This is a genomic window from Sphingorhabdus sp. (assembly GCF_044239005.1).
In the GTDB taxonomy this organism is placed as follows: domain Bacteria; phylum Pseudomonadota; class Alphaproteobacteria; order Sphingomonadales; family Sphingomonadaceae; genus Sphingorhabdus_B.
In genome coordinates this window covers 1-20926 of sequence record NZ_JBIICH010000023.1, presented here as the reverse complement: position 1 = coordinate 20926, position 20926 = coordinate 1, and the positions used below count along the sequence as shown (strand labels likewise).

At 57.6% G+C, this 20926-nt stretch carries 21 protein-coding genes and 1 tRNA gene; 10 read left to right on the top strand and 12 right to left on the bottom strand.

Annotation, left to right across the window (positions count from 1 at the left end; all coding sequences use genetic code 11):
- The 4 genes from ACILQA_RS03375 to ACILQA_RS03360 form a co-directional block, all read right to left on the bottom strand.
- Positions 1 to 1561, bottom strand: a 1561-nt coding sequence (locus tag ACILQA_RS03375) for a heparinase II/III family protein (protein ID WP_395628412.1), incomplete at its 3' end; no start/stop codon positions are given.
- Positions 1558 to 2220, bottom strand: a complete 663-nt coding sequence (rpe, locus tag ACILQA_RS03370) for a ribulose-phosphate 3-epimerase (protein ID WP_183942163.1) — start codon at positions 2218 to 2220, stop codon at positions 1558 to 1560. The genes ACILQA_RS03375 and rpe, both read right to left, overlap by 4 nt.
- 60 nt (positions 2221 to 2280) lie before the next feature.
- Positions 2281 to 2811, bottom strand: coding sequence for a GNAT family N-acetyltransferase (locus ACILQA_RS03365; RefSeq protein WP_395628411.1), 531 nt, complete (start codon positions 2809 to 2811; stop codon positions 2281 to 2283).
- A 149-nt stretch (positions 2812 to 2960) separates the two neighbouring features.
- Positions 2961 to 4229 carry an RsmB/NOP family class I SAM-dependent RNA methyltransferase gene (locus tag ACILQA_RS03360; protein WP_395628410.1) on the bottom strand — a complete coding sequence of 423 codons (1269 nt, stop codon included), beginning with the start codon at positions 4227 to 4229 and terminating at the stop codon, positions 2961 to 2963.
- 137 nt (positions 4230 to 4366) lie between these two features.
- On the opposite strand from ACILQA_RS03360, the gene ACILQA_RS03355 reads away from it, so the two are divergent.
- Positions 4367 to 4531 carry a DUF1674 domain-containing protein gene (locus ACILQA_RS03355; protein WP_183942161.1) on the top strand — a complete coding sequence of 55 codons (165 nt, stop codon included), beginning with the start codon at positions 4367 to 4369 and terminating at the stop codon, positions 4529 to 4531.
- Positions 4532 to 4578: 47 nt separating this feature from the next.
- Here the strand turns inward: ACILQA_RS03355 and ACILQA_RS03350 are convergent, their stop codons facing one another.
- Together ACILQA_RS03350 and ACILQA_RS03345 are read right to left on the bottom strand one after the other, a co-directional pair.
- On the bottom strand, positions 4579 to 4980 hold the full coding sequence (locus tag ACILQA_RS03350; RefSeq protein ID WP_395628409.1) for an acyl-CoA thioesterase: 402 nt from the start codon (positions 4978 to 4980) through the stop codon (positions 4579 to 4581).
- Positions 4977 to 7061, bottom strand: a complete 2085-nt coding sequence (locus ACILQA_RS03345; protein WP_395628415.1) for a S9 family peptidase — start codon at positions 7059 to 7061, stop codon at positions 4977 to 4979. The genes ACILQA_RS03350 and ACILQA_RS03345 overlap by 4 nt, the downstream gene beginning before the upstream one ends.
- 126 nt (positions 7062 to 7187) lie before the next feature.
- Here ACILQA_RS03345 and ACILQA_RS03340 point away from each other — a divergent pair, with 126 nt between their 5' ends.
- Both ACILQA_RS03340 and yghU read left to right on the top strand, forming a co-directional pair.
- Positions 7188 to 8990, top strand: a complete 1803-nt coding sequence (locus ACILQA_RS03340; protein WP_395628408.1) for an aminopeptidase P family protein — start codon at positions 7188 to 7190, stop codon at positions 8988 to 8990.
- Between the two features lie 52 nt (positions 8991 to 9042).
- Positions 9043 to 9924, top strand: a complete 882-nt coding sequence (gene yghU, locus ACILQA_RS03335; protein WP_395628407.1) for a glutathione-dependent disulfide-bond oxidoreductase — start codon at positions 9043 to 9045, stop codon at positions 9922 to 9924.
- 98 nt (positions 9925 to 10022) lie between these two features.
- Here yghU and ACILQA_RS03330 read toward each other — a convergent pair whose 3' ends face one another.
- Both ACILQA_RS03330 and ACILQA_RS03325 read right to left on the bottom strand, forming a co-directional pair.
- Complete coding sequence (locus ACILQA_RS03330) at positions 10023 to 10571, bottom strand: hypothetical protein (protein WP_395628406.1); 549 nt, start codon at positions 10569 to 10571, stop codon at positions 10023 to 10025.
- Positions 10572 to 10718: 147 nt separating this feature from the next.
- Positions 10719 to 10811 (bottom strand) — tRNA-Ser (locus ACILQA_RS03325).
- A 197-nt stretch (positions 10812 to 11008) separates the two neighbouring features.
- Here ACILQA_RS03325 and ACILQA_RS03320 point away from each other — a divergent pair.
- Entirely contained in the window at positions 11009 to 11755 is a 747-nt protein-coding gene (locus ACILQA_RS03320; protein ID WP_395628405.1) for an EipA family protein, read from the top strand.
- Here the strand turns inward: ACILQA_RS03320 and ACILQA_RS03315 are convergent.
- From ACILQA_RS03315 to ACILQA_RS03300, 4 genes are read right to left on the bottom strand one after another with little or no spacing between them, the layout of a single operon-like run.
- On the bottom strand, positions 11752 to 12360 hold the full coding sequence (locus tag ACILQA_RS03315; protein ID WP_395628404.1) for a riboflavin synthase: 609 nt from the start codon (positions 12358 to 12360) through the stop codon (positions 11752 to 11754). The two genes, ACILQA_RS03320 and ACILQA_RS03315, sit on opposite strands and share 4 nt — an antisense overlap.
- Positions 12361 to 12375: 15 nt before the next feature.
- Positions 12376 to 13344 (bottom strand): bifunctional diaminohydroxyphosphoribosylaminopyrimidine deaminase/5-amino-6-(5-phosphoribosylamino)uracil reductase RibD, encoded by a 969-nt coding sequence (ribD, locus tag ACILQA_RS03310; protein WP_395628414.1) that lies wholly within the window; start codon positions 13342 to 13344, stop codon positions 12376 to 12378.
- Positions 13341 to 13748, bottom strand: coding sequence for a hypothetical protein (locus ACILQA_RS03305; RefSeq protein WP_395628403.1), 408 nt, complete (start codon positions 13746 to 13748; stop codon positions 13341 to 13343). Before ACILQA_RS03305 ends, ribD begins: the two co-directional genes overlap by 4 nt.
- 59 nt (positions 13749 to 13807) lie before the next feature.
- Entirely contained in the window at positions 13808 to 15466 is a 1659-nt protein-coding gene (locus ACILQA_RS03300) for an NAD+ synthase (RefSeq protein ID WP_395628402.1), read from the bottom strand.
- A 123-nt stretch (positions 15467 to 15589) separates the two neighbouring features.
- Between ACILQA_RS03300 and ACILQA_RS03295 the strand changes: the two genes are divergently transcribed.
- From ACILQA_RS03295 to pheT, 6 genes are all read left to right on the top strand, one after another.
- Positions 15590 to 16525 (top strand): ribose-phosphate pyrophosphokinase, encoded by a 936-nt coding sequence (locus ACILQA_RS03295; RefSeq protein ID WP_183942152.1) that lies wholly within the window; start codon positions 15590 to 15592, stop codon positions 16523 to 16525.
- Complete coding sequence (gene hisN / locus ACILQA_RS03290; protein WP_395628401.1) at positions 16525 to 17304, top strand: histidinol-phosphatase; 780 nt, start codon at positions 16525 to 16527, stop codon at positions 17302 to 17304. Before ACILQA_RS03295 ends, hisN begins: the two co-directional genes overlap by 1 nt.
- Before the next feature lie 141 nt (positions 17305 to 17445).
- Positions 17446 to 17646, top strand: coding sequence for a 50S ribosomal protein L35 (gene rpmI, locus ACILQA_RS03285; protein ID WP_125231188.1), 201 nt, complete (start codon positions 17446 to 17448; stop codon positions 17644 to 17646).
- A 99-nt stretch (positions 17647 to 17745) separates the two neighbouring features.
- A complete protein-coding gene (gene rplT / locus ACILQA_RS03280) occupies positions 17746 to 18111 on the top strand; it encodes a 50S ribosomal protein L20 (RefSeq protein WP_158901602.1) in 366 nt (121 codons plus the stop codon).
- 82 nt (positions 18112 to 18193) lie between these two features.
- Entirely contained in the window at positions 18194 to 19276 is a 1083-nt protein-coding gene (pheS, locus tag ACILQA_RS03275) for a phenylalanine--tRNA ligase subunit alpha (RefSeq protein ID WP_395628413.1), read from the top strand.
- Positions 19273 to 20926 (top strand): phenylalanine--tRNA ligase subunit beta (pheT, locus tag ACILQA_RS03270; RefSeq protein WP_395628400.1); only part of this gene is annotated, 1654 nt, incomplete at its 3' end. The genes pheS and pheT, both read left to right, overlap by 4 nt.

The window sequence follows — 20926 nt, the reverse complement described above, 5'->3', positions numbered from 1 at the left end:
TGCTGCCGTTGGCCATCCGCAAAAACACCGCTTGTGGACTGTCGGAAGCGACGATTTCGATTTCTGGTCCAAGATGAAAACGGACATGGACCGGCATGCCTTCTTTTGGGTTGCCCTGAGGGAGCAAAGTGTCTTCTCCGCGCAGATCCATGCCATCGGAGCGCAGGATCAACAATCGCGTGTGGCTATAGCCAAAGGTCCGGACGTAACCGTCATGGCTTGCCTCAATACGCGTCGCCTGATCAATATCGCGGCGATCAAGCCCCACTTCGATAACACCTTTGCCCAGCTGGCCGCCGGGCAGGATGGCCGTCGAGTTGGTGTCATTCACGCATAATGTCGAATGCGCCGCCGTGGTCCGAAGCCCGCGTGCCAACGCAGCCGGTATCGTTGCGCCGACAAGCGCCGCACCACCGCAGTTGACAATCACCCGCTGCCCACCGTGCGACAATTCAAACGCAAGCGTTGAGGCGCAGCCTGACGCCGACTGACGCGCGAGCGGCGGGGGACCTGCATCCAGCAGCAACACGGACTTACCCGCAGACACCCGCTGATACCCCCAATCGAGTGCCTGCCGATGTGGTCGCGCGCGCACTTCGCTGGCGGCCACCAGCGCATCGATATGCTCCGCACCAATATGCGCTGACCCTTGCCACGCGCCAAGGCCGCCATCGGCATGGGTAAGGCCAAGCAACGCTGGCACGGCCCGCCCGAGCGCTTCGAGCAGGAATACAGGCACCGTCTCGCTGCGCGCCGCATAGCATTGCTTGAGCAGGCTGAGCAGGCCGATCAATTCCATAAGCTGAACAGGTGAACGCGACACCACGCCGCCGTCGAGGAAAATGGTCACCCGCAGCGCGTCAGCCAAGCCGCTCTCGCCAACGGCGCGGCGCACCTTGCCCTCTGGCAACAAAAGCGATGCCGCGACGACGCCTGCCCAGCCCACAGTCTTGCCGAAATGACTTTGTGCACGCGGGGCTGTTTGATCGAGATGGCGCGCAACCCGGGCGAAATGATTGATGACGCGCGCACGGTAAATGGGGTCCGCACTGCTGAGCAGGAACGGCGATCCCGCTGCCATGTTCATCAAGCGCCATGCGCAATTGTCGACGCGCCATGCCGGCTCACGCGTTTTCATGCCATTGGCCAGCAACCATGCATCGGCAATTTGCGCTGCGACGGGCGCACCTTCGCCGCGATTGGTCGCCGCGGACAAATCACGCAGCCAATCAAATCGGTGAATATAGTCGGTCAGCGACGGCTGAAGCGCGAGCTTGTCATAATCCAACCCGTCAAACGCCTGTTCAAAACCCTGATAATGGAATTTGCCCATGCGCAGCGCCTGCCCGCGCCCGGCATCTCCCTTCAGGGGATCGTTCGGCACCGCGAGCAAGCGCATGGGGACCTTGCCCGTGAGCCTGCCGCTATGCAGCGGCGTGCGCCATGTTAACTTGTAAAATTCGAGAGAAAGGCGCTCAAATAGATTTTGGCCCGCGCCTTGGGGCCTGACGATCAACGCCGTTTGCCGTTGCCCATTGTCGTCTTCATCGCCGTCGGTCATTCACCCCTCAGCGCCAGAATGTTGGCCGCATATTGGCCTGCCCCACCCTTGAAGGTCGCGGTTCCAGCAACCAAGGTGTCGGCCCCTGCCGAAATCGCCAATGGCGCCGTTTGCGTTGTGATGCCGCCATCCACTTCCAACCGGATATCGCGGCCTGTTTTGTCGATCATCTTGCGAATGGCTTCAATTTTGCGCAGCTGGCTTGAAATGAAGCTCTGGCCGCCAAAACCGGGGTTGACGCTCATCACCAGCACAAGGTCGATGTCGTCGATCAGATAATCCAGCATTTTGGCCGGCGTGTGCGGATTGAGCACGATACCCGCCATTTTACCCAGCGATTTGATCAACTGCACGGTGCGATGCGGATGCGGCCCGGCTTCGGGATGGAATGAAATGATATCCGCGCCGGCCTCTGCAAAATCCTGCACATATTGGTCGACGGGCGAAATCATCAAATGCACATCGAACGGTTTTGCGCTGTGGGGGCGAAGCGCCTTTACCACCGCAGGGCCGATGGTGATGTTGGGGACAAAATGTCCGTCCATGACATCGACATGAATCCAGTCACATCCAGCGGCATCAATGGCCCGGACCTCTTCTCCCAATCGGGCAAAGTCAGCGGACAAAATCGATGGCGCAATGCGGACTGGGCTGGTCATATATTGCGTTTAGACGCTGGACTGCGCATCGGCAAGCGAGCGGACAGCGTTATACACAGCTTATCGCACGCTTTGGCGCGGCTCACGGCGGTAAACGAACAGGTCACCGATGACATCATGTGACTCCGCAAATTTGGTGAAGCCAAGCTTCGCGGCGACATTATGGGAAGCGGCGTTGCCGCGGTCGATGATGCAGCGGATTTCGCCCAAATTCGTTGCGTCGGCCCAGCCAAATATGGCGGTCATCGTCTCGGTCGCATAACCCTTGCCCCAGGCATCGGGCGTAAACGCCCAACCAGCTTCCGGAAAGCCTTCAAGATCGCTGATGCCGCGTTCAAATTGCGCAAGCCCGCCATTGCCGACAAAACGTCCGCTCTCGCGTTCGACAAAGGCCCAATAGCCGTATCCGAACAGCGACCACATGCCGATGCCCTGAAGCATTTTCATCCAGCTTGTATTGCGGCTGCGCGGCTCGCCACCAATAAACGCCGTCATGCGCGGGTCAGCCCACGCCGCAGCATAATCTTCCCAATGCGCAAGCGTCATGGGTTCGATGGAGAGGCGTTCGGTCGTGAGTGTTGGCGCTGTCAATGTCTTACCCTCCGATCATACCGTAGCCCTGAGCAGCATCCGCTTAGCGGGTGCGTCCGTCGAAGGGCGCTTTGCGAACGATAGCCGCCCTTCGACTTTTCGCCAGCGCTTACGCGCTGACGGCTCAGGGCTTCGGTGTTTTTTGTACCTTAGCCAGCCCGCAAGAACCGCGCCACGAAAAATCCATCAAGGCCGCCCTGATCGGCAAGCATTGGGGGCATCGTGCGGACGTGGCCATTTGCATTGGCAACGACGCCCGCTGGCAATTCGTCCGCGGTCGCCGCCAAAGTTGTATATTCCGGCTGCCGCGCAAGAAATGCCTCTGCCTGCGCCTCGCCCTCATGCGGTTCGAGCGAACAGGTCGCGAAAACCAAGGTGCCGCCGGGCTTCACCCATTGCGCCGCACGGTCAAGCATGGCGCTTTGAATCGCCGCCAGATTGTTGATCGCTTTCAGGTCAATGCGCTGCAGCACATCGGGGTGGCGCCGCATCGTGCCCGTCGCGCTGCACGGCGCATCCAGCAATATGGCATCAAACAACTGCGTCGGTTTCCATTCCATGACGTCGGCATTCACGCGCTCTGCATTTAATTGCGTGCGTTCCAGATTGGCCATCAGCCGGTCCATGCGCCGGGCGCTGTTATCCAGCGCGGTCACGGTAAAACCCGCGGCCGAAAGCTGCATGGTCTTGCCGCCGGGGGCCGCACATAAATCGAGCCCCCTTTTGCCCTGCCCATCACCCAACAGACGCGCCGGAAGGCTGGCAGCGAGATCCTGCACCCACCATGCGCCTTCGTCATAGCCATCGAGTTCTTCGATCGCAGTTCCGCGCGGCAAACGGACATGACCGGGCATCAGGCTGACGCCGCCCAGTCGTTCTGCCCAGGCCTGCGTGGCTGACGGATCGCGCAAGGCGAGGTCAAGCGGCGGCGGTTCTGACAATGCGGCCTGTGCGCCTGCAATCATTTCGTCGCCCCATACCGGATGCCAGCGCATCATCACTGCCTCTGGCAGCGACGGCAGATCGGGCAGCGTCGCTTCGGCGCGCAAGAGTGACCCCAACACGCCATGCACCAGCCGCCGTGGTCCGCCATCAACCAGCGGCAGTGCGGTCGCAATTGCCGCATGGGCGGGTGTGCCCAGCCGCAATATTTGCGCCAGCGCCAGCCGCAATACCATGCGTGCCTTGGCATCGTCCGGCAGTGGCTGTTTGGTTTTACTGTCAATCAATTGGTCCAGATCAACCGACCAGCGCAGCGTTTCTTGCGCAATCGCAATGGCGAGCGCGCGGTCCGGCGGCGAGAGCCCTTTGGTCGCATTTGCCGTCGCCTGATCCAACGGTGTGCCCATGCGCATGACGGTATCAAGCAGCCGCAATGCGGCGCGGCGGGTCGGAAGTCCGGAAATTTCTTCAGTCATGCAAAGCGCACTAGGCGTCTGCGCCAAACAAGGGAAGAGCGGTTCGATGTCACGCCATAGCCAAGCTTCACCTTGCAAACCGGCGCATCTGCACCGATGTAAGGAATAACCGAACGCGCTTTCGAAGGAGAAGCTTCATGGGCACGCGCCCTTCACATGTCAAAGCACCCGATTATTTGTCGAAAAGCCCGCCTGTGCCGGCACCGAAAGCGGTTGATCGCGAACCTGAGCCAGATGCAGAAAGACTGGACCCCGTGCGCTATGGTGATTGGGAATTGAAGGGCGTAGCGGTCGATTTTTAACCCGCCTATCGTTCCATCGATATGCCGGCATTCATGCCCCGAGCTAGCTAATGATGAACGCCCATAAACGGCGCTGACACTTCGGGCCGCACGCGCACCAGTCGCCCGGTCGCTTTATCGATCATCGCCCAAGTCGTATTTGCCCGCACAATGACCTTGCCCGCGGCATCGACAAAATCCACCCGCCGGTCAAATTGCGCACCCTTTGGCTCACTTTCAATCCAAGTGTTCGCGGTAACGCTTTGCCCGGGTCCGACATTGCCGCGATAATCAATCTCGTGCCGGGTCACGACCCAGAAATAGGCGGCGATATGTTCAGGCGCGGCCACCGCCTGCCAATGCGCTGTCGCCATATCCTGAATCCACCGCACCCAGACGGCGTTGTTGACATGGCCAAGCTCGTCAATGTCATCTGGTTGCGCGGTAAATATGCGCGTGAAAGGGGTCACTTTTGTGATGATGCCACCCCCATTTGCCAGATGATGAACGCCGCCTCTTCGGCATTTTCGCGCAAGCGTTCAAACCTTCCAGACTTGCCGCCATGGCCAGCGCCCATGTTGGTCTTGAGCAGCAGCACATTGTCGTCGGTCTTCATATCGCGCAACTTGGCGACCATCTTGGCGGGTTCCCAATAGGTCACGCGCGGGTCATTGAGGCCAGCGGTCCAGAGCATGGGCGGGTAAGCCTTTGCCGCTACATTATCGTAAGGGCTGTAGCTGCGGATATAGTCAAACGCGGCCTTGTCAGTGATCGGGTTGCCCCATTCGGGCCATTCGCCCGGCGTCAGGGGCAGATCCTTGTCGAGCATGGTGTTGAGTACATCGACAAAGGCCACATGGCTGACAACCGCGCCAAACAATTCAGGTGCCTGATTGACCACCGCGCCCATCAATTCACCGCCAGCGGAACCGCCGCTTGCGGTCACTTTGCCTTTGCCGGTGAAGCCCAAATCGATCAGGCCTTTCGCCGCATCGACAAAGTCGTTGAACGTGTTGGTCCGCTTGGTCAGCTTTCCATCCAGATACCATTGATAACCAAGGTCATCGCCGCCGCGAATATGCGCGATGGCATAGGCAAAGCCGCGGTCGACCATCGACAGCCGGTTGGCCGAAAAGCCTGGCGGCATCGCGTAACCATAGGCGCCATAGGCATATAGATGCAGCGGCTGGCTGCCGTCTTTTTTGAAACCCTTTTTGGTCAGGATGGACACTGGCACTTTGGCACCATCGCGCGCCGTGATCATCACGCGTTCGGTCACATATTGCGCGGGATCATATCCGCTGGGGATTTCCTGCACCTTCAATGTTTCCAAACGGCCATCGGCCAAATGATAATCAAACACCGTGTCGGGCGTGACCATCGATTCATACCCCAGCCGCAGCTTCGTCACATCATATTCGGGGTTATCGCCAAGGCCCGCATCATAGCTGGCCTCAGGGAATTTGATTGGCTGCACCTTGCTGGCATCCGCATAATCCCGGATTTCAACCTGATCGAGGCCATCGATCCGGCCTTCGGTCACATAGAAATTTTTGAACAGGGACAGTCCCGTCAAATAGTGACGGTCAGACCCGGCAATCAGCGTTTTCCAATCACCCGGTGCCTTCATGCTGGCGGTGGCGACGCGGAAGTTCACATGATCGTCATTGGTCAAAACATACAAAGTGCCATCGCGGACATCGACGCTATATTGGCGGCCCGTTTTGCGTGGGGACACCATGATCGGCGTGGCAGTCGGGTCGCTGGCGGGAACCAGCCGGACTTCGCTCGTCACATTGTCGCCCGTACCAATGACGATCCAATCCTCTTGGGCGGTCAGGCCGACACCAACGCCGAAGCCGATGTCCTCTTCTTTATACAGCAACTTCGCTTTGGTCAGATCTTCACCCAGCCGGTGGTACCACGCATTGTCGGTGCGCCAGTTTTCATTGGCCAGGCCATAGACAACGCCTTTGCTGTCCGATGACCAGACAATGCCCGACAATGTGCCCGGGATGATATCGCGCAATTTTTCGCCGGTTGCCAGATTGCGGAAATGCAGGTCAAACCGTTCCGACCCGTTATCGTCGTACGCATATGCCAATATTTTGCCATCGGGGCTGATTTCCGCGGCACCAAGGCGGAAATAGGCTTTGCCCTTGGCGAGTTCATTTTCGTCGAGGATGAGCTGATCAGCACCGCCGGCAACTGCCTTGCGATAATGTTTACGATATTGCGCGCCTTCTTCGAATTTTGACCAATAGATATAGTCGCCATCCTTTTGCGGGACCGAGCTATCGTCTTCTTTGACGCGGCCTTTCATTTCCTGAAAGATAGTTTCGGTCAGCTGCGCTTGCGGCGCCATCTGCGCTTCGAAATAGGCGTTCTCGGCATTCAGATGCGCGAGCATCTCTTTGTCATCGATCGTCGGATAACCCGAATCGCGCAGCCAATGATAATCATCGGTAATTATAACCCCGTGCCACGTGGCACTGTGCGGGCGCTTTTCAGCAACTGGGGGCTTAATTTCACCGGCGGTTTTTTCAGTCATAATGTCTTTCTGGGCAAATGCAGGCGAGGATATTGCAGCAATCGCAACAATGAGTGGGAGCAATGCTTTCATGAGAAGACTTCCTCGCTTATATGGTCTGCACAACCATATGAACGGAAGTCCAAGATGTCCACCTACGAAGCCCGCCTTAATGCCTTGCGCGTCCAACTGAAAAAAGATCAGCTCGACGGATTCGTCGTTCCGATTTGCGATGAACATATGTCCGAATATGTAGGGGACTATGCGCAACGTCTTGGCTGGCTTACGGGCTTTGGCGGGTCTGCAGGCTCTGCCGTTGTTCTGTCGGAAGAGGCGGCCATTTTCACCGACGGGCGCTACACGCTGCAGGTGCGTGAGCAGGTGGACGGCAACAACTGGCAATATGTCGGCGTGCCGCAAACGAGCATTTCTGATTGGTTGAAGGAACACGCCCCCGCAGGCGCGCGCATCGGTTATGACGCATGGGTGCATACCAAGGGTTGGGTCGAAAGCGCGACCGTGGCGTTAAAAGCCAAAGGCGCAGAATTGGTCGCGGTCAAAAGCAACCCGATTGATGCCGTTTGGGCGGATCAGCCCGGCAAAAGCGACGCCAAGCTCATGGTCCATGAAGACCGTTTTGCCGGACAAAGCAGCGCCGAAAAACGCGCAGCGGTTGCCGAATGGCTGACCGCCAATGGTTTGGACAGCACGGTGATTTCTGCACTCGATTCGGTGGCATGGCTCCTGAATGTCCGTGGCTCCGATGTGGCTAATACGCCCGTCGCGCTCAGCTTCGTGCTCGCCCATGCCGATGGCACGGCAGACCTGTTTGTTACCCCGGAAAAGGTCGGCGATGACGTCCGCGTCCATTTGGGCAATGCCGTACGCTTGCGCACCCCGGAGGAGTTTGTCCCTGCATTGAAAGCCATGAACGGCAAACGCATCGCTGTGGATCCCGATCGCGCCGTCGCGGCGATATTCGGTGCACTGAAGGATGGCGGCGCAACGCTCGTCGAAGCGCGCGACCCGACCATTTTGCCAAAGGCCGTTAAAAACCATGTCGAGCAAGCCGGCCATCGTGCGGCGCAAGCGCGTGACGGCGCAGCGCTTAGCCGCTTCCTGCACTGGATGGGCGAAACGGCCCATAAGGGCGGGCTGGACGAATTGTCGGCGGCAGCGCGGCTGAAATCCTTCCGCCAAGATACCGGCATGCTGCACGATCTGTCGTTCGACACGATTTCGGCCACCGGTCCCAATGGCGCGCATTGCCATTACAAGGTCGACGAAAAGAGCAACCGGGCGATTGAACCCAACAGCATCTATCTGGTCGACAGCGGCGGGCAATATCTGGATGGCACCACGGACGTAACGCGCACAATCTGGGTCGGCCCCGGACAACCAACAGCCGAAATGAAGGACCGTTTCACCCGCGTGCTTAAGGGCCATATCGCACTTGCACTGGCAGTATTCCCAGAAGGCACGCGCGGCGCGCAACTCGACACGATGGCGCGGGCCGCACTGTGGCAAGCGGGCCTTGATTACGCCCATGGCACCGGCCACGGCGTCGGCAGCTTCCTTGCTGTGCATGAAGGGCCGCAGCGCATTGGGAAATTCTCGGGCGGACAGGCTGGCACAGACGAGCCTTTGCAAGCAGGCATGTTCCTGTCCAACGAGCCTGGCTATTACAAAGCCGGCGAATATGGCATCCGCATCGAAAATCTGGTGCTGGTCGAGGAACGCGAAATCGCCGGCGCGGAAGGTCGCTATTTCGGTTTCGAAACGCTCACCTTCGCCCCCATTGACAAGACGTTGGTGGATGTCAGTCTGTTGAACAGCGAGGAACTGCGCTGGTGGAATGATTACCATGCCAAGGTGCTGTCGATTATCGCGCCACAACTGGACGGCGACGCGCTGGCATGGGCACATGAGGCTTGCGCGCCTTTATCATAAGCCCCGCCTGTCAACCGACACCCTATGATTTCACCGAATGAAAGCCACATCCATGACCCAGACTTTTTCCGATTACACGCCAGCTAAGGTCTGGGAATGGAACACCGAAAACGGCGGCCAGTTTGCGAATATCAACCGGCCCATCGCCGGGGCGACGCATGACAAAGAACGCCCCGTCGGCAAGCATCCGATGCAACTCTATTCGCTTGCCACGCCCAATGGCGTGAAGGTGACTGTCATGCTTGAGGAGTTACTCGCGCTTGGCCATACCGGCGCAGAATATGACGCGTGGCTTGTCAACATCCGCGACGGCAACCAGTTTTCGAGCGGCTTTGTCGAAGCCAATCCCAATTCCAAAATTCCGGCATTGTTCGACCATTCAACGCCGGAGCCTACGCGCGTCTTTGAATCGGGTGCGATCCTTTTATATCTTGCCGAAAAGTTCGGCGCGTTCCTGCCGACCGAGCATCACGCGCGGACGGAAACGATCAACTGGCTGATGTGGCAAATGGGCAGCGCGCCCTATCTAGGTGGCGGTTTTGGCCATTTTTATGCCTACGCGCCGTTCAAATTTGAATATGCTATCGACCGATTCGCAATGGAGGTGAAGCGGCAGTTGGACGTGCTGGACCGCAACCTTGCCGACCGCTCCTATATGGCGGGCGACGAATACAGCATCGCCGATATGGCGATTTGGCCATGGTATGGCGCACTCGTCAAAGGGCTGATTTACGACGCGGGCGCGTTTCTATCTGTCCATGAATATAAGAACGTGATCCGCTGGACTGACCTCATCGCCGAACGGCCAGCTGTGAAGCGTGGACGCATGGTCAATCGCGTCATGGGTGATCCCGCCAGCCAGCTGCACGAGCGGCATGACGCCAGCGACTTCGACACCAAAACGCAGGACAAGGTTGCCGCTGCAAAAGCGTGACCTACGTCGCACGCGAAGGAAAAAATGAAGCCTATATGGGTCCTGCGATTGCGTGAAATTGCCTCCAATCGGCAGACCTGCCGCCTGATCCATCTCGATTATGGTGATGTATCATTCAGAACATCGAGGTCGCGGGCCAACCAAGACTTGCGAAAGCCCTTGCCCGCCAACAGCCTCTGGAAATCTTCGCGGTTGTCAAAATGCTGCAGCTGCCGATGATAATAGTTCACATATTCCAACAGGGAGAGGGCGGCGCATCCCGTCGCGATGCTCCGATCAGCAAGACCCGCCGACCAAGCAGGCACCAGCCAACCCGCCAGAGCCGAGAGGCAGCCGACCAGGGCCAGGATCAACGCTGGCCGCTGCCACAGGGAAATATGGCGCAAAAGGATGAGGAATCCGCCGCCCCTGCCGCTTAACTGTTGCACCTTGCCACGCCAATATAGCGCGCCAATGATCAAGAGCAGCATCGTCGCGGCCATAGGTGCCAATGTGATCCAACTTAACCGCCAACCGCTTAACCAAAACAGGAATAACGGCACGAACAACACGTTTGCCGCCTCCATTTTCCAATAGGGGTCAAGCCGCTTCAATAAATTAGCGCGGGTTTTGGTGGCCAATGGAATTCTCAATTGTGTGTCGGGCACGGATTGTGGCGCAACGCGTTATCTAACATTTGCGCGCGGTCAAGAAGCCGGCGTCGTCCAAACTCGCCTGAATGATCTTCCAAGTTTCAATAGAGCCAGATGCGCCCGACGAAGTGCAGGGCGGTATAAGGAGGGCTAAAAAAGGATTGGCGGAGACGGAGGGATTCGAACCCTCGGTACCGGATTTACCAGTACGACGGTTTAGCAAACCGTTGGTTTCAGCCACTCACCCACGTCTCCAGCGCGTTTGGCATGGGCGGCCTATAGCGTTGCATGCATTTGGCTGCAATGGTTATTGACACGGGCATGCTATAAGAAGAAAATTAACGAAATAGGATCGCTCTGGCGCGCACTGAACGCACATTGACGGTCGTTCATCATAGGCTCATCTAGAGGATTCATAGAGTGTTGCTTGATTTTAAAAGGGTGGGATTTGCATGTTAGCAATTAGCCGGGGATTAAAACGGTCATTATATCATTTGCGGATGCTGCTCGCAGCGGGCGCACTGGTCGCTTCGCCAGCGATGGCGCAGATCAACACCGTCGATCCCAATGATGTCATCGATTCAGACCTAGGCACGCCGGCCCCGGCCACCGCCCCAGCGGTGGATGTTGCTCCGACTGTTCAGGATGGTGTTCCGACAGAGGCCCCTGCAACATTACCGGAAACGTCGACCGCGTCTCCCGCCATCTCGACCGAAGCCACCTATCAACAAGATGATTTGATCGGCGCTGCCGAAGGCGTCTTTGGCAAGAGTGCCCAAGGTCTTGGCAAATTGATTGAGGACATTCTGAAAAAGGAGGGTCGGCCAAATGCCTATATCGTTGGCCGCGAAGGTGGTGGCGCATTTGTCGTTGGCCTTCGTTACGGATCGGGCACGCTGAATCACAAGGTTGAGGGCAAAATGCCCGTCTATTGGACGGGTCCATCGATTGGACCCGATGTTGGCGCAAATGCGGGCAGCACCTTTGTGCTTGTTTACAATCTTTACGACACCGAGGACATTTTCAAACGCTATCCCGCCGGTGAGGGCGTCGCGTATCTCGGCGGTGGATTTAATGCGAGCTATCTGGCCCGCGGCGATGTCGTGCTCATTACCATCAGGGTAGGTGCCGGAATTCGGTTGGGCACCAATATCGGATATATGCGCTTTTCCAAGAAGCAGCGTTGGCTTCCCTTTTAACGGGCGCGCATATCTTCCATACGTTTCAAGTACCGGGCGAGTACGTCGATTTCCAAATTGACCTGCCGCCCGGCGCTCAGCGTCCCTAATGTCGTCATCTGCGCCGTGTGCGGAATGATGTTCAGCATGAAATGCGCCGAACCATCGGCTTGATCGGCAATGTCATTGACGGTCAGCGACACGCCGTCGACGGTTATTGATCCTTTGGCCGCAATATAAGGCGCTAGGCTGCCCGGTGCGGCGACGGTTACTTTCCAGCTGTCGCCCACGGTTTCGCTGCCAACAATATGGCCGACGCCGTCGACATGGCCCGTGACAATATGCCCGCCCAATTCATCGCCCACCTTCAACGCGCGTTCTAGGTTCAGCTGGGTTCCGGCTTCCCACATGCCCGCAGGTGTACGTGAAACGGTTTCGGCAGACGCATCAATGGCGAACCAGCCTTCGCCCTTATCAACAACGGTCAGGCACACGCCCGAACATGCGATAGATGCGCCGATGGCGACAGTGTCCATGTCATAGGCGCAGTCAATGACGAGGCGCAAATCGCCCCGCTGTTCGGATGAACGAATATGGCCAACGTCCGTGATGATACCTGTGAACATATGTATATTGCCTCTTTAATTGGCGCGTTCGTAGACTTCGAGACGGTCTTTGCCAAGACTGCGCGAATCGCACAGCTGCCACAGTCCATGCGCGTCGGCCAGCTGCCCCAGTCCAATGTCGCCAAGGCAGGCCTTGCCTGCCCCGATGAAAATGGGTGCGCGGTACAATAACAGCCGGTCAACCAACCCGGCCTTCAAAAAAGCCGTTGCCGTTGCAGCGCCGCCTTCCACCATCACATTATTACAATCCAGCTTTGCGATGTCCGCTGGCGCAGAAATAACTTCCCACCCGGCGGGGGCATCACCGCTGCCCAGTATGACCTTGCGCGGCGACCGCTGTTCAAGCCCTGTCAGCCGCACATTCAATTGTGGCGCGTCTGCCTTTACGGTGCCCGATCCGACCAAAATGGCATCCGTCCGCGCGCGTTCAATATGGCTATGCGCGCGCGCGATACCCCCCGTAATCCAACGGCTGCTGCCATCGGCCATCGCGATTTGACCATCCAGCGATGTCGCGATTTTCAACGTTACAAATGGCCGCCGCAGCTGCATGCGGCACAGAAATCCGGAGAGGCTTTTGCGCGCCTCGGACGCCATGACGCCAGTTTCGACAGCGATACCCGCGGCCATGAGCGCCTTGATGCCTTCACCCGCAGTCCGAGGATCGGGGTCCTGCAGCGCAACGACAACGCGTGTTGGCCGGGCGTCCACCAGCAATAGGGCACACGCCGGCCCACGGTCGGATTGATGTGCGCATGGTTCAAGCGTGACGTAAATAACGCTGCCTTGCGCCGCAGAACCGGCCTGCGCCAGCGCCATGGCTTCTGCATGGGGACGGCCCCCCTTTTGGGTCCAGCCGCGTCCAACGACGACGCCTTCTTTGACGATGATACAGCCAACCGACGGGTTCAGCCCCGTCTGGCCCACGCCACGTTCGGCCAGCGCCAAAGCTGCGGCCATGAAGCGGTGATCAGCGGTGGCTATTGTTTTGCTCCCGCGGCAGCGTCTTTCGCTTGTGCCTCTTTTTGCGCGCGCTCAAGCTGGGCCTCTCGCTCAATTTCTTCCACGTCCATCCCGACCGCACGACCGAATGCTTTATATGCCTCTTTCTCGCGGGCGCGCATTTCGTCTTTTCGCTTTTGATATTCGGCAATCGCAGCTTTCGATTCCTCGATCGTGCGTGTCGCAGGCCAGCTTTCGAAATAGGTCACCGTGGGTGGCGGCGGCTTCGCCTTTTCAAGCGTATCAATATAGAATGTGTAGATGATAATCGCCGTCGGCACGCAGGCAGCCAGAAACAGCCACGGGCTATGCGTGCCCGTTGTGCGGAAAAAGCTGATCAGATCCGTGCCCGCATTACGCAGCGAGACATCTTTAAAAAATGACATGGCTATCCAATAAGACGGATATCGCGCGATTTCCAGTGCCCGATGTAAAGAGGCGGGGCTTATCGGCCACTTCGGAACGCGTTTGTTATGGGGTAGCGACGATCCCGCCCAAAGTTTCGTGTGCCAAGCTTTACCCCCGGAGGGGCCTGCCGCCGTTTATACTCCGCGAGATAAAGCAGCCTTTCAATCCGCACGACGGTGTCGCGATCAAAGCCTTGGGCAACGACCTCATCGACCGAGCGCTCTTCCTCCACCAACGCATACAACATTTTATCAAGGAGCGGATAATCCGGAAGCGAATCGCTGTCTTTCTGGTCCGGCCGCAATTCCGCACTGGGGGGCTTGGTAATGATATTGTCGGGTATCACTGGGCCATCCCGGCCGAGACCAATGCGCGGCTTATGCGCATTGCGCCATTCGGAAATGGCAAACACCGTCATTTTATAGGCATCTTTTATCGGGTTATAGCCGCCGGCCATATCGCCATAAATCGTGGCATAGCCGACGCTCATTTCGCTTTTGTTTCCCGTCGTCAAAAGCATATGCCCAAATTTGTTGGACAGGGCCATTAACGTGACGCCGCGGATACGCGATTGAATATTCTCTTCGGTAATGTCGACATCGCGGTCGGCAAAGCTGCCCGAGAGCATATCGTCAAAAGCGCCAACGGCCGGTGAAATGGGGATCGTATCGATCCGGCACCCAATCATTTCTGCGCATTGCGCAGCATCGTCCAGACTGGATTGGCTGGTATAGCGGCTCGGCAACATGACACACCAAACGCGGTCCGGTCCAAGCGCATCAGCGGCAATCGCCGCGCATATCGCACTATCGATGCCGCCCGACATGCCCAACACAACGCCGGGAAAGCCGTTGCTGTTCACATAATCGCGCAGGCCCGTGACCATGGCGCTATAGATATCGGCGGGATGGTCTTCCCAAAGCGCCTTTGGTCCATCGGCACATTGCCAGCCATCGTCACCGCGCGTCCAGTGCGTCATGCACAGATGCTCTTCCCAGTCGGGCAAACGGTGCGCCGCCGCGCCATCCGCGTTCAGGACAAAGGAACTGCCGTCGAACACCAGCTCGTCCTGCCCACCGACACGATTTAGAAACATCAGCGGCAATCCGGTTTCGCGCACACGGGCCGCAAAAACCTCTTCCAAGCGCCGGTCGTCCTTGTCGATTTCATACGGGCTGCCGTTGGTCGAAATAAGTAACTCAGCGCCGCGTTCCTTCAAATGGAGGCTAACCGGGGCGAGCCATCCATCTTCGCAAATGGGAACGCCAATGCGCACGCCTTTAAACAGCATGGGTTCCGGCAATGGGCCAGATGCAAAGATCCGCTTTTCATCAAAGGTTCCGTAATTGGGCAGCTCATGCTTGTAACGCACGGCAGCAATCTGACCGCCATCGAGCAATGCAATTCCATTGTACAATGCGCCATCGTCGAGGAATATCGAACCCACAAGCATGGCGGGCCCGCCATCGGCCGTCGCCTCCGCCAGCTTGGCAAGCTCCACCGCAGCGCGCGCGGCAAAGGCTGGCTTTAGCACCAGATCCTCGGCCGGATACCCTATCAACTGCTGTTCGGGAAACACGATCAGGTCGGCATCTGTCGCTTTTGCGCGCCATTCAAGCATCTTGCCGGCGTTACCTGCCAGGTCACCCACGCGCTGGTTAAGCTGCGCCATTGCAATGTTGAGCCGATTTGTCATTTCACCACCCTATTGTCCACAATGTAGCGGGGCAAGCCGATTGTCAGGTCAGTCGTGCGCCGCTAAGGCGTTTGGCGAAACTTTGGCGCGCGATTCAAAGCTCAGGGGTCCGGGGACACGCACATGAAATTGATGACAGGTAACAGCAACCTTCCTTTGGCGAAGGGCATTGCAGATTATATGAACTTGCCGCTGACCGACGCCAGCGTGCGCCGTTTCGCCGACAATGAGATTTTCGTCGAAATCCATGAAAATGTCCGCGGCGAAGATATGTTTGTTATCCAATCGACCAGCCACCCAGCCAATGACAATTTGATGGAATTGCTGATCATGATTGATGCGTTGCGCCGTGCATCGGCAAAGCGCATCACGGCGGTTCTTCCTTATTTCGGCTATGCACGGCAGGATCGGAAACCGGGACCACGCACACCCATTTCGGCGAAGCTTGTCGCGAATCTGATAACCCAGGCTGGCGCTGACCGCGTGTTGACCGTGGATTTGCATGCCGGCCAAATTCAGGGCTTTTTCGATATTCCCACCGACAATCTTTACGGCGCACCTGTCATGAGCGCGGATATTTTGGAGCGCCATGGCGACAAGAATATCACCGTCGTATCGCCGGATGTTGGCGGCGTTGTCCGCGCGCGCGCGCTGGCAAAGCGTCTTGATGATGCGCCTCTGGCGATCGTCGACAAACGCCGCGAAAAAGCAGGTGTTTCCGAAGTCATGAACATCATTGGCGATGTTAAAGACCGATTCTGCATATTGATTGATGACATCGCGGACAGCGCTGGCACGCTGTGCAACGCGGCGGACGCGTTAAAAGCCGCCGGCGCGTCCGACGTCGTCGCCTATATTACCCATGGTGTATTGTCGGGCGAAGCCGTGAACCGGGTCAACGCGTCCTCACTGCGCAAGCTGGTTATCACCGACTCCATCCTGGCGTCCGACATTGCCAATGCCAGTCCCAAAATACGCCAGCTGCCCATCGCGCCATTGTTGGGCGAAGCGATTAAGCGCATTGCCGACGAAAGTTCCGTCAGTTCTTTGTTCGACTGATGACACCGGCGGATATCCTTCTGGCCAATCGTTTGGCCGAGGCAGCGGGCCAAGCCATCCGGCCCTTTTTCCGATCAGCCTATAGTCACGAGGCAAAGGCCGATGCGTCCCCGGTGACGGAAGCCGACCGCGCCGCCGAAAGCGCCATCCGCCGCATTCTGGATGCCGAATGCCCCCGCGATACGATCATCGGTGAGGAATATGGCGAAAAAACCGGCAGCTCGGGCCGCAGCTGGATTATCGATCCAATCGACGGAACCGTAAGTTTCATGGCCGGACGCCCGATATTCGGAACATTGATTGCGCTGCTCGAAGACGGCTGGCCTGTCCTTGGTGTCATTGACCAATGCATCAGTGGCGAGCGCTGGGTCGGCGCTGCGGGCTATCCGACGACCCTGAACGGAAATCCTGTCACAACACGAGCATGCACCGCGTTGAATCAGGCCACTCTGGCAACGACGGGACCACAATATTTTACGCAGCATGACGGCGACCATTTTATGGAACTCGCCGCGCAAACAGCACATAAAAAAATGCTGTTTGGTGGCGATTGTTACAACTACGCCCTGCTCGCCAGTGGCCATATCGACATCGTCGTCGAAGCCGGATTGAAGCTGCATGATTTTGCTGCCTTAATCCCCATCGTAACGGGCGCGGGGGGAATGATGAGCGATTGGTCGGGGGAACCTCTACACGGCGCTTCCGACGGCCATATCATTGCGGTGGGCGACCCAGCACGCCTTGATGACGTGCTCGAAGCATTGGCGTGCCAACACTAAAACGCAGCAGTCCGGGCCGAATTACCGGCAATATGCTTGCAATCGCGCGCGAATCCGGTTAGGCGCGCCCCTTCCGAATAAGCAGGCTGGCCAATAGGGCTGCCATGTCGGCTTGATACGGACTCAACAAAGGAGACCAAAATGCCCAAGCTCAAGACCAAGAGCGGTGTGAAGAAACGCTTCAAAATCACCGCAACAGGCAAGATCAAGCATGGCGTCGTTGGAAAACGGCACCGTTTGAGCAGCCATAATGCCAAGTATATCCGCCAAAACCGTGGCACCAGCGTGATCTCTGATCCCGATGCCAAGACAATCAAGAAATGGGCGCCATACGGTCTTTAAGACTAAGCGAACGTTTTCAGACTGAGCGTGGTGCGAAAAAGTGGGAACCGGTTTTTCGGTTAAGCCACGCGACCACGAAAAACGAAAAGGATATAGATTATGGCACGCGTCAAACGTGGTGTGACCACCAAAGCTAAACATAAAAGAATTTTAGAGCAGGCGAAGGGCTATTATGGCCGTCGCAAAAATACCATCCGCGTCGCACGTCAGGCGGTCGAAAAGGCCGGTCAGTACGCATATCGCGACCGTAAGGTAAACAAGCGGAACTTCCGCGCATTGTGGATCCAGCGTATCAACGCCGCAGTCCGCGCCGAAGGCATGACCTATGGCGTGTTCATGCATGGCCTGAAGCTTGCTGGCGTCGAACTGGACCGCAAGGTTCTTGCGGACCTCGCGATGAACGAAGGCGCGATGTTTAGCACGATCATTGCGCAGTCGAAGGCAGCGCTCGCGAAAGCAGCATAAGCTCCTAAAACTTCGATATTGCGCAAAAGGGCGTGGGCGGCACTTGCCGTTCGCGCCCTTTTGCTTATTCAGGCGAACCATGATGACAGATATTGCGACACTCCAAACCGAACTGATGGCAGCGATTGATTCCGCGAATACGCTGGATGCGCTGGAGGCTGTTCGGATATCCGCCCTTGGCAAGCAAGGCAGCGTTTCGGCGTTGCTCAAGACGATGGGGGCGATGTCGCCCGATGAACGTCAGACGCAAGGCCCGATCATCAACGGTCTGCGCGAAAGCGTGACAGCGGGGCTGGCCGCGAAAAAAGCCGCCTTGGAAACAGCCGAGTTGAACCGGCGTCTCGCCAGCGAATATGTCGACATGACATTGCCTGCGCCCGAAACGCCGCGCGGAACAGTGCATCCCGTCAGCCAAGTCATGGACGAGCTTGCCGAAATCTTTGCCGACATGGGCTTTGCCGTTGCCGAAGGGCGCGAGATTGAAGATGATTGGCACAATTTCACCGCGCTCAACATTCCCGAAACGCACCCTGCACGCGCAATGCATGATACATTCTATTTCCCCGACGAAATGGCGCGCGAGGGCAGCAAAATGCTGCTGCGCACGCACACATCGCCGGTGCAAATCCGCACCATGACGTCACAGGAACCACCGATCCGCATTATCGCACCTGGCCGCGTATACCGCAGCGACAGCGATGCGACGCACACGCCGATGTTCCACCAGATCGAAGGCCTTGTCATCGACAAGGGCATTCACCTTGGTCATCTGAAATGGACGTTGGAGACATTTCTAAAAGCCTATTTCGAACGCGAAGATGTCGTCTTGCGTCTGCGTCCAAGCTATTTCCCGTTCACTGAGCCATCGGTTGAAGTCGACGTCGGCTATTCAATGGTCAACGGCAAGCGCGTCATTGGCGGATCGGAAGGCTGGATGGAGGTTCTTGGCTCCGGCATGGTGCATCGCAAGGTTATCGAGGCCTGCGGGCTTGATCCCGATATATGGCAGGGCTTTGCCTTCGGTACCGGCGTCGACCGCCTTGCCATGCTGAAATATGGGATGGACGATCTGCGCGCCTTCTTCGACGGCGATAATCGCTGGCTGCAACATTACGGATTTGACGCGCTCGATGTTCCGACGCTGAGCGGAGGAGTAGGCGCATGAAATTCTCATTGTCATGGCTGAAAGAGCATCTCGATACCGACGCCGATATGCAGGCCGTTGCCGATTGCCTGAACCGTATCGGGCTTGAGGTTGAAGGCATCGAAAACCCGGCAGAAAAATTGTCCGCATTCCGCATTGCAAAGGTGCTGAGCGCGGCGCCGCATCCGCAGGCGGATAAATTGCAAGTGCTGTCCGTCGATGCAGGCGGCGAACCGCTTCAGGTTGTCTGTGGCGCACCCAATGCGCGGGCAGGCATGCTTGGCGTATTCGGTCCAGCCGGCGCAGTCGTTCCCGCAAATGGCATGGTGCTAAAGGTCGCCGCGATCAGAGGCGTCGAATCCAACGGCATGATGTGCTCGATTGCGGAGCTGGAATTGGGCGACGATCATGATGGCATCATCGAACTCGCAGCCGATGCGCCGGTGGGGACAGTCTATGCCGATTGGGCTGGTTTGGACGATCCCGTCATTGATGTCAGCATCACCCCCAACCGTCAGGACTGCATGGGCGTTCGCGGCATCGCGCGCGATCTCGCCGCCGCTGGCCTTGGGACATTGCGCCCGCTGAACGAAGTCTACCGCATTAATTTGGACACGCCAAATGAAGGCAGTGGCCCCGCGCCGATCGTGCGTACGGACGACGCTGCAGGCTGCCCTGCGTTCTTCGCACAGGCTGTCTCCGGTGTCCGTAATGGCGACGCCCCCGAATGGATGCGCAGCAAGCTGAAAGCCATTGGCCAAAAGCCGATTTCAGTGCTCGTCGACATCACCAACTTCATATCCATTGATCTTGGCCGGCCCTTGCACGTTTATGACCGCGCGAAGCTGAATGGCGCGCTGGTGGCACGCAAGGCGGTCGACGGGGAAGACGTGGTCGCCCTCAACGGCAAGACTTACACGCTGGATTCCAGCATGACCGTCATTGCTGACGACAGCATGGTGCATGACATTGGCGGAATCATGGGTGGCGAGCATAGCGGCGTTTCGGAAACGACCACGGATGTCCTTATCGAGTGCGCCTATTTCGACCCTGAACATATTGCGCGCACCGGGCAGAAGCTGGCGTTGACCAGCGATGCGCGGCAACGTTTTGAACGCGGTGTTGACCCTGCCTTTCTGGAAGACGGATTGGCGATCGCGACCAAGCTCGTGCTCGACCATTGCGGCGGGACGCCAAGTGCCATCACACGGTCGGGCGCTGCACCAGTTGCGCCGCGCAACATTTCTTATGACACCCAATATTGCCAGCAACTTGGCGGCGTTAATGTTGCACCGGACGAACAGCGCAATATCTTGGAAAGACTGGGCTTTTCGGTAAGCGACGACTGGCGCGTTACCGTGCCGACATGGCGTCGTGACGTCGATGGCCCTGCAGATATTGTCGAAGAAGTTGTGCGTATCGTCGGCCTCGACAATGTCGTGTCCGTACCATTGCCCCGTGCAGACGGCGTCGCCAAACCAACCGCAACGCCTGTCCAGTCGCTGGAACGCAAAGTGCGCCGTGCAGCGGCAGCCCGTGGCTTAAACGAGGCGATCAACTGGTCGTTCCTGCCGCAAAAGGCGGCGGACGCATTTGGTGGCGGCACATGGAGCCTTGCCAACCCGATCTCCGAAGACATGAAGGTCATGCGCCCTTCGCTGTTGCCGGGAT

Excerpts from the sequence above, each read along its gene's own strand:
- rpe (WP_183942163.1), bottom strand. The coding sequence starts at position 2,220 with ATGACCAGCCCAGTCCGCATTGCGCCATCGATTTTGTCCGCTGACTTT.
- ACILQA_RS03360 (WP_395628410.1), bottom strand. The coding sequence starts at position 4,229 with ATGACTGAAGAAATTTCCGGACTTCCGACCCGCCGCGCCGCATTGCGG.
- ACILQA_RS03355 (WP_183942161.1), top strand. The coding sequence starts at position 4,367 with ATGGGCACGCGCCCTTCACATGTCAAAGCACCCGATTATTTGTCGAAA.
- ACILQA_RS03345 (WP_395628415.1), bottom strand. The coding sequence starts at position 7,061 with ATGACTGAAAAAACCGCCGGTGAAATTAAGCCCCCAGTTGCTGAAAAG.
- ACILQA_RS03340 (WP_395628408.1), top strand. The coding sequence starts at position 7,188 with ATGTCCACCTACGAAGCCCGCCTTAATGCCTTGCGCGTCCAACTGAAA.
- yghU (WP_395628407.1), top strand. The coding sequence starts at position 9,043 with ATGACCCAGACTTTTTCCGATTACACGCCAGCTAAGGTCTGGGAATGG.
- ACILQA_RS03320 (WP_395628405.1), top strand. The coding sequence starts at position 11,009 with ATGTTAGCAATTAGCCGGGGATTAAAACGGTCATTATATCATTTGCGG.
- ACILQA_RS03315 (WP_395628404.1), bottom strand. The coding sequence starts at position 12,360 with ATGTTCACAGGTATCATCACGGACGTTGGCCATATTCGTTCATCCGAA.
- ACILQA_RS03305 (WP_395628403.1), bottom strand. The coding sequence starts at position 13,748 with ATGTCATTTTTTAAAGATGTCTCGCTGCGTAATGCGGGCACGGATCTG.
- ACILQA_RS03300 (WP_395628402.1), bottom strand. The coding sequence starts at position 15,466 with ATGACAAATCGGCTCAACATTGCAATGGCGCAGCTTAACCAGCGCGTG.
- ACILQA_RS03295 (WP_183942152.1), top strand. The coding sequence starts at position 15,590 with ATGAAATTGATGACAGGTAACAGCAACCTTCCTTTGGCGAAGGGCATT.
- hisN (WP_395628401.1), top strand. The coding sequence starts at position 16,525 with ATGACACCGGCGGATATCCTTCTGGCCAATCGTTTGGCCGAGGCAGCG.
- rpmI (WP_125231188.1), top strand. The coding sequence starts at position 17,446 with ATGCCCAAGCTCAAGACCAAGAGCGGTGTGAAGAAACGCTTCAAAATC.
- rplT (WP_158901602.1), top strand. The coding sequence starts at position 17,746 with ATGGCACGCGTCAAACGTGGTGTGACCACCAAAGCTAAACATAAAAGA.
- pheS (WP_395628413.1), top strand. The coding sequence starts at position 18,194 with ATGACAGATATTGCGACACTCCAAACCGAACTGATGGCAGCGATTGAT.